This is a genomic window from Mesorhizobium sp. M7A.F.Ca.MR.148.00.0.0, from assembly GCF_003997735.1.
Taxonomy (GTDB): Bacteria; Pseudomonadota; Alphaproteobacteria; order Rhizobiales; family Rhizobiaceae; genus Mesorhizobium.
The window spans coordinates 1-4287 of the sequence record NZ_RZTB01000219.1 but is presented as its reverse complement, the minus strand read 5'-3'; the positions used below and the strand labels follow the sequence as shown (position 1 = coordinate 4287).

Below are 4287 nucleotides of genomic sequence, written 5' to 3'. Positions count from 1 at the left end.
GGCTTGTTCATGATGCCGCCGCCGGATTCGGGGCCGGCCGTAAAGGTCTGGTAAGTGCCCATCGGGCCCATGTCGAAATCGCCGGCGTCGACCCAGCCGAACTGCTCGGAATAGAAATCGAACGCGGCTTTCCAGTCGCTCGTATAAAGCTCGTGCCAGCCGATGTGACCCGGCGTGCCGGCCGGCACGACAGGTTGGTCAGGGCCGTTCGGCTGCAGGAACATGAACGTCGCGCCTTGCGGATCGGCGACGACGGCAAGGCCGACACCCGGAATGTCGTCGGGCTGCCGGTGAACGGTGCCGCCGGCTTTCTCCAGCGATGCCGTGGCAGCGTCGGCATCCCTGGTGTGGATATAGCCAAGCCAGGCAGGCGGCATGCCCATCCTGGCGGCATCCTCGGGCAAGGTCATCAGGCCGCCGACGCCACGTTCGCCCACATTCATGACGACATAGCGCGGCATGCCCGGCGCCACGTCGAAAGGCTGGGCCTTCCAGCCGACCACTTTGGGGTAGAACGCCTGGGCAGCGTCGAGATCTGATGTCATCAATTCGTACCAGAAGAAGGGCATCGGGGTTTTTGGCATTTTCGGTCTCCTCACCTTTCATGTGTGATCGTCGTCCATCATAGGACGATCCTCACGACGGAAATCCGACACCGCCCGGACAACAATGGGTGTGTGTGCCAAGCGGTCCCTGGTTGCGCACCCAGCGGTTTTCGATTTCTCTGCGGTGATGAGGGGTTGTCGTCCATGCGCTTGATGTCGCTCACGCCCGAGCTTGTCGCACTGTGCCATCGGGAAGAGGCCGATCCCGGCCCGGACCCGAGCTGGACAGACATGAACGACGAGGACTTTCAAAGCCTTGCCTTGCGGCTGTCCAATGAAGCCGATGAGGGACCGTTATGGGTGTTCGCCTATGGGTCGCTGATCTGGAAGCCGGAATTCGAGTCGGTCGAGCAACAGCTCGCCACGGCCTTTGGCTGGCACCGCTCTTTCTGCCTCGACATGGTGCGGTGGCGCGGCAGCGCCGAGCAGCCTGGGTTGATGATGGCGCTCGAACGGGGCGGGCGCTGCAACGGCGTGATCTATCGCTTGCCTGAGGGTGAGAAGCCGGCGCAGATCGAAAGGCTGCTGCGGCGCGAGATCAGCGACCACGAAAGCATCGAGACGGTCCGCTGGCTGCCGGTGCATACGCCGCAAGGCACGCTGCGCGCGCTCGGTTTTTGGGTCGGCGTGAAGGGCAGGGGAACGTCGCTGAACCAGCCGTTGGACAGAGTGGCGAGCGTGCTGGCCAGAGCCTGCGGGCATATCGGATCCGGCGCCGAATATCTCTACAACACGGTCAGCCACCTCGAGGCGTTCGGCATCCATGACCGCAATCTGTGGCGATTGCAGCAACTGGTCGCGGAGGAGGTCAAGACCATTCATGGCTGTAAGCTTGAACCCGGCCATTCACTCGCACTGTAGACGCAGCGGCCTCCGATAACATGAGTAAAGAATTCATGTTATTACTCAGCCTTTTCAGTGGCTTGCGCCGAAAATTGACCAATTGATAAAAAAATAAAACGTGCTAGCCTTCCCCAAAAGAAAACATGGGGAACTGACGATGCCAGAAGGCCAATTCAGGGAAGGCATTGCGGGCGGCAGGCTCTCGGCCGACCAGTATGCGGATAATTTTTCCGACCTGCATCCGCCGCTCGATCACCACGAGGCGCTGGTCGAATCCGATCGCTGTTATTTCTGCTACGACGCGCCGTGCATGAACGCATGCCCGACCTCGATCGACATTCCGCTGTTCATCCGCCAGATCTCGACCGGCAATCCGATCGGTTCGGCCAAGACCATCTTCGACCAGAACATATTGGGCGGCATGTGCGCCCGCGTCTGCCCGACCGAAACGCTGTGCGAAGAAGTCTGCGTGCGCGAAGTGGCGGAAGGCAAGCCGGTGCAGATCGGCCGCCTGCAGCGCTATGCCACCGATGTCGCCATGAGCGAGAACAAGCAGTTTTATCCGCGCGCCGAGCCGACCGGCAAGACTGTCGCCGTAGTCGGCGCCGGGCCGGCCGGCCTTGCCGCCGCGCACCGGCTCGCCCGCCACGGCCATGACGTGACCATTCTGGAGGCGCGCGCGAAAGCCGGTGGCCTCAACGAATACGGCATCGCCGCCTACAAGAGTGTCGACGATTTCGCCCAGGCCGAAGTCGATTATGTGACCGCGATCGGCGGCATCGACATCCAGAACGGCAAGGCCCTTGGCCGCGACTATCAGCTGTCGGATCTGATCCGCAATTACGATGCGGTGTTTCTCGGCATGGGCCTTGGCGGCGTCAATGCGCTGCGTGCCGATGGCGAGGACGCCGACGGCGTCATCAACGCGGTCGAGTTCATTGCCGAACTGCGCCAGGCCAGCGACCTTTCCGGCCTGCCGGTTGGCCGCCGCGTCGTCGTCATCGGTGGCGGCATGACGGCGATCGACGCGGCCGTGCAGTCGAAATTGCTCGGCGCCGAAGAGGTGACGATCTGCTACCGACGCGACCAGGAGCACATGAATGCGTCCGAGTTCGAGCAGGATCTGGCCGCCGCTAATGGCGTCACCATCCGCCACTGGCTGCAGCCGAAGCGGGTGATCTCCGAGGGCGGCAAAGTGTCGGGCGTCGAACTCGAATACACCGCCATGAACGGCGACAGGCTTGCCGGCACCGGCGAGACCCTGACGCTCGTTGCCGACCAGGTGTTCAAGGCGATCGGACAGAGTTTTGTGCCGGCAGCCCTCAACGGCAGCGGTGCGTCGATCGATCTCGAAGCCGGCCGCATCAAGGTGGATGCGGAAGGGCGTACGTCGCTTGCCAGGGTCTGGGCCGGCGGCGACTGCATCTTCGGTGGCGACGACCTCACCGTCTCGGCGGTCGCGCAGGGGCGCGACGCTGCGGAGAGCATCAACCGGGCACTGACCTCGAACGGGAGGGCATGAGCATGGCAGATATCAGAAACAATTTCGTCGGCATCAAGTCGCCCAATCCGTTCTGGCTTGCCTCGGCGCCGCCGACCGACAAGGCCTACAACGTCATCCGCGCCTTCAAGGCCGGCTGGGGCGGCGTGGTGTGGAAGACGCTCGGCGAGGAAGGCCCGCCGGTGGTCAACGTCAACGGCCCGCGCTATGGCGCGATCTGGGGCGCCGACCGCCGCCTGCTCGGCCTCAACAACATCGAGCTGATCACCGACCGCGACCTGCAGGTCAATTTGCGCGAGATCAAGCAGGTCAAGAAGGACTGGCCCGACCGCGCCATCGTCGTCTCGCTGATGGTGCCTTGCGTCGAGGAGGCCTGGAAGGCGATCCTGCCGGTGGTCGAGGAGACCGAAGCCGACGGCATCGAGCTCAATTTCGGCTGCCCGCACGGCATGTCGGAGCGCGGTATGGGCGCGGCTGTCGGCCAGGTGCCGGAATATATCGAAATGGTGGTGCGCTGGTGCAAGCAGAACACCCGCATGCCCGTCATCACCAAGCTGACGCCCAACATCGCCGATGTGCGCAAGCCCGCACGGGCGGCACATGCCGGCGGCACCGACGCGGTGTCGCTGATCAACACCATCAACTCGATCACCGGTGTCGACCTCGACAGCTTCGCGCCGCAGCCGACAATCGACGGCAAGGGCTCGCATGGCGGCTATTGCGGCCCGGCGGTGAAGCCGATCGCCATGAACATGGTGGCCGAGATCGCGCGCGATCCCGAAACCCGCGGCCTGCCGATCTCCGGCATCGGCGGCATCACCACCTGGCGTGACGCGGCCGAATTCATGGCGCTCGGCGCCGGCAATGTGCAGGTGTGCACGGCGGCGATGACCTATGGCTTCAAGATCGTGCAGGAAATGATCGCGGGTCTCGAAAACTGGATGGACGAGAAGGGGCACGCCTCGCTCAACGACATCGTCGGCCGCGCCACGCCCAACGTGACCGATTGGCAGTATCTCAACCTGAACTACGTCGCCAAGGCGCGTATCGACCAGGATGCCTGCATCAAATGCGGCCGCTGCCACATCGCCTGCGAGGACACTTCGCACCAGGCGATTACCAGCATGGTCGACGGCGTCAGGCACTTCGAGGTGATCGAGGCCGAATGCGTCGGCTGTAATCTCTGCGTCAATGTCTGCCCGGTCGAGAACTGCATCACCATGGAGCCGCTGGCAGCCGGCGTGATGGACCAGCGCACCGGCAGGCCGGTATCGCCGGTCTATGCCAACTGGACGACGCACCCGAACAATCCGATGGCCAAGGTGGCTGCGGAATAGG

At 63.3% G+C, this 4287-nt stretch carries 4 protein-coding genes; 3 read left to right on the top strand and 1 reads right to left on the bottom strand.

Annotated features, from left to right (window positions below; all coding sequences use genetic code 11):
• A partial coding sequence (locus EOB49_RS33090; RefSeq protein WP_164781902.1) for a VOC family protein occupies positions 1 to 584 on the bottom strand: 584 nt, incomplete at its 3' end.
• A gap of 165 nt (positions 585 to 749) precedes the next feature.
• Between EOB49_RS33090 and EOB49_RS33085 the strand changes: the two genes are divergently transcribed.
• The 3 genes from EOB49_RS33085 (at position 750) to preA (ending at position 4286) form a co-directional block, all read left to right on the top strand.
• Entirely contained in the window at positions 750 to 1466 is a 717-nt protein-coding gene (locus EOB49_RS33085) for a gamma-glutamylcyclotransferase (protein WP_127322393.1), read from the top strand.
• 139 nt (positions 1467 to 1605) lie between these two features.
• Positions 1606 to 2970 carry an NAD(P)-dependent oxidoreductase gene (locus EOB49_RS33080; RefSeq protein ID WP_127383428.1) on the top strand — a complete coding sequence of 455 codons (1365 nt, stop codon included), beginning with the start codon at positions 1606 to 1608 and terminating at the stop codon, positions 2968 to 2970.
• Positions 2971 to 2972: 2 nt separating this feature from the next.
• Positions 2973 to 4286 (top strand): NAD-dependent dihydropyrimidine dehydrogenase subunit PreA, encoded by a 1314-nt coding sequence (preA, locus tag EOB49_RS33075; RefSeq protein ID WP_127383427.1) that lies wholly within the window; start codon positions 2973 to 2975, stop codon positions 4284 to 4286.
• The last annotated feature ends 1 nt before the right edge of the window (position 4287 follow it).

Excerpts from the sequence above, each read along its gene's own strand:
- EOB49_RS33085 (WP_127322393.1), top strand. The coding sequence starts at position 750 with ATGCGCTTGATGTCGCTCACGCCCGAGCTTGTCGCACTGTGCCATCGG.
- EOB49_RS33080 (WP_127383428.1), top strand. The coding sequence starts at position 1,606 with ATGCCAGAAGGCCAATTCAGGGAAGGCATTGCGGGCGGCAGGCTCTCG.
- preA (WP_127383427.1), top strand. The coding sequence starts at position 2,973 with ATGGCAGATATCAGAAACAATTTCGTCGGCATCAAGTCGCCCAATCCG.